We start from the raw sequence: 4,843 nt of genomic DNA on the forward strand, positions 1-4,843 counted from the left end.
TTATAACTGTCGAAGACCTCATTTGGCTTTAAATTATCAAACACCTCAATTTGTACATCAACAAAAAATCCTTGCTGGTATCGACCAACAAGGACTATCTTTAAAGCATTAATTTCTGTCAACCTATTTTAGGACGACTCAATAATGCTTTAGCTGGGCAACCACGACCTACAAATCCTCTATTTGTTTCACGCAAAGGCGCTAAGACGCAAAGTGAAGCCTCTTTGCTTATACAAGTTAACCATTCACCATTCTCTGCCCTCCACTCTCTTACCCCGCGTTAGGGATAGGAGCGGAAAGCCCGGAGCGTGCGTTGGCTATAGTGCGACGGAAAGCGAGGACTTGCAGTGCATAGCCCGGGCCGCAGGCAAAGCCATAATGAATGAATAAAAGTGTATTTCTTGCCTCTAAATTTATAATTGGCTGGGTACTGTTTCAAGACGACTCGTCTCTACATGAAAAAGTTTATTCCGTTAGCAAACCGGGGTGCTAACTAATCTCCAATCACCAACCTCTAATCACTAAATTACGCCATCGCAAATTCGGGCTTTACTTCGCTCAGGTGTTTATTGTACCAGTTGGTACTGTTATATCGGGCATTAATTTCGTAGATCTCGGGTTTTAGTTTCAGCAGGTTAAGGATATCCTGGCAGGAGAAACGGTTGCAAACAGGGTATAGCTCTTTGAACACGCGCTCAATGAAATAAAAATCTTCGGGGTGATCAAGCGAAAAGCGGTGCGACATGGAATAATCCAAACCGGTTTCCCATGTTACATTGCCTATATTGAAAATAAGCGGGTTTTCGTATATGTACGGCGACGTATGCTCCAGGTCATAAGGGCGACCGGCGTTCTCCCAGGCTTGTTTCAGGCAGGCCATAGACATTACCTCTACATCGTTACCATCGGGATAGGTGGCCGGGTAAAGGTTGCTGACATAATCAAACTTTTGCCTGTGGCTAAAAAAATATTCTAATACCTTATCAATGATCCGCGGATCGATCAGCGGGCAGTCGGCGGGGATTTTTACAACTACATCGGCGTTAGAGAATTTAGCTGCCTGGTAATGCCTGTCCAATAAGTTTACAAGGCTGCCGCGATAGCACTGAATGTTAAGGCTTTCGGACTCTTTGGCAATAACATCGTCTTCGGCACCTTCGGAGGTGGCAATAACAATGCTGGCCTGGTGTTGGATCATACCTATCCGCTCTACCATGCGCGCCAATAAACTTTTGCCCAATATAGGCAACATCACTTTACCATATAAACGACTTGATGCCATGCGGGCCGGCACTATGATCACTACACGCTCATCCATCTTTTCCGGAAATTTGAGGTTTATCAAAAAAATATTAACCGGGTTAAATGTATAATGGTAAGGTTTAAATATGGCGAAGTTTATATTATTAAATTGTTAACCAATATATGGATCTATAAAAAATAAAACCCGGCACACGGGCCGGGTCTTACAACATAGGTATAGGTTATTTAATAATAGAAAACGTTGGTTTGAATGTCGGCGCTTAGTTTCTTAAAGTCGGTAGCTGCTGCAATGCCCTGTAACCATACCGTATATACCGAACCTGCACGAAGGTTAACATTGGTAAGGCTGGCCAATACGGTAGTAGTACCTTTTTGACGAATATTAAGTGTATAAGTAGTGCCGCCCTTGATGGTTACAAAAGCTGACACTTGCTTGTATGCCTTGTTTGATGCCAGAACACTGTCTTTTGAAGTGACCAGGTCAACGGCACCTGCATCGGCACTTAAGTTTGCCAGGCGGACACTCGCCATCCCGGTAGCCGGCTGAACGATAGAATCGGCTACAAAAATTACGTCGCGTTTGCCTGCGGTATTGGCAAGATATACTGAATAAAGTTTTTTTGCTGTAAGGTCGATAGTATCGGCGGCTAATTTCTGCTTTGTGCCGGATACATAAAAGGTAGCTGTCCTTTTGCCTGGGTAAGCATTAATGTAATCTATACCATGACCGTAACGGATTGGGAAAGTATTAGCCCTGTTAGGCTCCAGGTAAAAATCAACCGGATCAGAATCGGGAGAGGCATTGATGACCGAAACGAGCGCCACCGGCGGCTGAACATAGTTGTTATGATCTTTTAAACACGAGCTGAGTGTTGCTGCCAGCAAACACACCATCCCGATAATGCCTGCCCGCCTTGTTAATTTTTGCTGAACTGTTTTCATAAAATAAAATATTGGTTATAAACTGATATTTTAACTTTACGTAATCAGCAGGCATTACGCTACTTGGGGTTGTAAATTTTAACCCCGGGTGTGATTTAATTTAAGTACGTTCAGGCTTTTGTTTTAGTATCTAAAGCATACGGGTTTTAATTGTAAAAAAATAGCGGATAAATGTTATCCGCTATCACAATCATAATGGAGCTTATATTATAGGAATAGTACCACCATCAATAGTAAATTCGCCGCCGTTTAAGTAAGCTGCCCTGTCTGATACCAGGAAGGCTACCAGTTCGGCAACTTCTTCAGGCTCGGCGGGGCGGCCCATAGGAATGCCTCCCAACGAATCCATAATGATTTTCAGGGCAGCTGCTTGATCGCCGCCGTTTTGAGATGCAAGGTTATCGATCATGCCTTGCGCACCACCGGTGTTGATAAATCCGGGTGCTACCGAGTTAACGCGTATACCTTTTGAGGCAAGCTCTTTGGAGATACCTTTACTATAATTACTTAGCGCTGCTTTTGCCGCAGCATAAGGTAACGTCGCTTCAAAAAGCGGCATTTTACGCTGGATGGATGAAATATGCAGGATGACACCCTGTTTCTGATTGAGCATGGTTGGCAGCAAGCCCCTGTCTAAACGAACCGCTGCCAACAAATTGGTTTGTAGAGCTGCTTCCCAATCTTCATCGCTTAACACCATGACTCCTCCGGCAGGTGATTCAGAACCGCCAAGGTTATTGATCAGGATGTCGATGCCGCCTAAACGTTCAAGCGTTTCTTTTACTACTTTATCAGTTCCTGCTTTGGTGCTAAGGTCGGCCTGGATGAAATGTTCGGGATCAAGATCTACCGGTTGGGTACGGGCAGTAGTTACAATGCTGGCCCCACCTTTAAGCAGGCGTTCAAAAATGGCCTTGCCTGCGCCTTTAGTACCTGCCGTAACCAGGATCTTTTTACCTTTAAACTCGTTTGTGTCGATATTGAAATTTGCTTTTGCAATCATTTTATGTCAATTTATGTTTGTATGATGATGCAAAGTTGGTGAAGTATCTGGGGCTGGTCAAGTACGGAAAAATGATTCAATACGGATAAATTTATCCCTGTAGTTGCCGAAATTTGCAGTTTAAATAATACCGAAACGGAAGTATTATGTACGAAAGAAAATTACCGATACAAGAGGAGTGTGGACTCGACCTGATACGTGAAGTTGTATTTGGCAAGTGGAAGATCCATCTGTTATACTACATATCACAAGGTATAAGCCGGCCCGGGCAGTTACAAAAAAATATCCCCGAGGCAACGCGCCGGGTTTTAAACATTCAACTAAAGCAACTGGAAGATGACGGATTGGTAGCTAAAACCGTGTACGATCAGCAACCGCCCAAAGTGGAATATTATTTAACAGATTTGGGCAAATCAATAATGCCTATCATCAATGAGCTTGGCCAGTGGGGTGATCATAACAGCGAACACCTGAGGAGGGTAATAAAAAACGGTTGGTATTGCCGGAGGTGTAACACCTTAACCACGATAAAAAGGACCGCTTGTTAATGTACATAACAGGCGATCCTTTTTATCCAGACTAAAACTTCGTAAGTCTTCAATAGTTTTATCCACCGGTTGTTTAAGAATAAAGCATGGGACACCACCAAACAAAAAAAGGCGAAAAGAAACAAAACCTTTCGCCTTTTTTCTTTAACCTTTCCCCTATCTATTAATTACAGATTGTTTTTAATTTTTGATTATAATCAGGATTTAGCGGTTCATTGGTTTGAGCCAGGCGCTGCGAACCTACATTGGCCGGACAGGCAATGCCATTAGGCCCGTCATAAACCAAACCGGGTTTTGTGCTGAGGAGTTCTTTCGGTACGTAGATCTGTACCGTGGTTTTTGAATAGCTATGCGGATAGAACCGGATGTAATATCCATCTGGATGTAATGACCATATCCCTGATGGTACCGCCGGATCGGGCGCCGGAGCCAAACCGGCTAACATGGCATACTTTTCCATCTCTTCGTAAGATGAATTACCAGAGGCAGCTAATCGGCGGATATTGTTTTCAGCCTCAAAAATACTTTGAACCGCAGGCGGCAATTGGCTTTTGGCTTTATCCATTACACTGACGGGCAATACACCCAGCGCACCTCCTTCCAGCATTAACAGTTCATTAGCTGATAGCAGCCTGGTTGCGGTAAGCTTAATATCGGCTCCCATATCAACAAACCTGGTGCGTGCAATAATCGACCATAATAATATCTGGATGCTATGCTGGTCAACCTCGGGATGAGTTTCAGCATGTTTTAATATCAGTATTACCACATCACGCTTTGGCCCCAGCACCGGGGCAAGCATATACCCGTCGCCTGTACTGGGGCCACGGGTACCCGCATGCAGACAATAGCTTTTGCTGGTCATTTCATAAAAACCAGCGCAAAGCTTAAATCCGCCTCCGGGTGCTTTTGGCAAAAGGTATAAAGGCTCGGCCACCTGCCCTTCCATAAACGATGGTGGTTTGGAGCCTGTTTTGTTAACGTCATTAAAACTGGTGGTAATGGCCTGCGGCTGTTTTAGCAATTTATTAAGGCTGCCGCCCGATACCATATCGGTTCCTTTATCCAATATGGCTTTCCCAAAACC

At 44.1% G+C, this 4,843-nt stretch carries 5 protein-coding genes; 1 reads left to right on the forward strand and 4 read right to left on the reverse strand.

Going from position 1 to position 4,843, the window contains the following annotated elements:
- Positions 1 to 526 precede the first annotated feature (526 nt).
- From VF500_RS03690 to VF500_RS03700, 3 genes are all read right to left on the reverse strand, one after another.
- Positions 527 to 1,345 (reverse strand): glycosyltransferase family protein, encoded by an 819-nt coding sequence (locus tag VF500_RS03690; RefSeq protein WP_330858375.1) that lies wholly within the window; start codon positions 1,343 to 1,345, stop codon positions 527 to 529.
- 143 nt (positions 1,346 to 1,488) lie between these two features.
- Complete coding sequence (locus VF500_RS03695; protein ID WP_330858376.1) at positions 1,489 to 2,205, reverse strand: DUF4397 domain-containing protein; 717 nt, start codon at positions 2,203 to 2,205, stop codon at positions 1,489 to 1,491.
- Between the two features lie 202 nt (positions 2,206 to 2,407).
- Positions 2,408 to 3,208, reverse strand: a complete 801-nt coding sequence (locus VF500_RS03700) for an SDR family oxidoreductase (protein WP_330858377.1) — start codon at positions 3,206 to 3,208, stop codon at positions 2,408 to 2,410.
- Between the two features lie 146 nt (positions 3,209 to 3,354).
- Between VF500_RS03700 and VF500_RS03705 the strand changes: the two genes are divergently transcribed.
- Complete coding sequence (locus VF500_RS03705) at positions 3,355 to 3,756, forward strand: helix-turn-helix domain-containing protein (protein ID WP_330858378.1); 402 nt, start codon at positions 3,355 to 3,357, stop codon at positions 3,754 to 3,756.
- A gap of 163 nt (positions 3,757 to 3,919) precedes the next feature.
- Here VF500_RS03705 and VF500_RS03710 read toward each other — a convergent pair.
- A partial coding sequence (locus VF500_RS03710) for a hypothetical protein (protein ID WP_330858379.1) occupies positions 3,920 to 4,843 on the reverse strand: 924 nt, incomplete at its 5' end.

The sequence above is a fragment of the Mucilaginibacter sp. genome (assembly GCF_036383575.1).
Taxonomy (GTDB): Bacteria; Bacteroidota; Bacteroidia; order Sphingobacteriales; family Sphingobacteriaceae; genus Mucilaginibacter.

What these genes read in the sequence shown, in the direction of transcription:
- VF500_RS03695 (WP_330858376.1), bottom strand. Translation starts at nt 2,205, where the DNA reads ATGAAAACAGTTCAGCAAAAATTAACAAGGCGGGCAGGCATTATCGGG.
- VF500_RS03700 (WP_330858377.1), bottom strand. Translation starts at nt 3,208, where the DNA reads ATGATTGCAAAAGCAAATTTCAATATCGACACAAACGAGTTTAAAGGT.
- VF500_RS03705 (WP_330858378.1), top strand. Translation starts at nt 3,355, where the DNA reads ATGTACGAAAGAAAATTACCGATACAAGAGGAGTGTGGACTCGACCTG.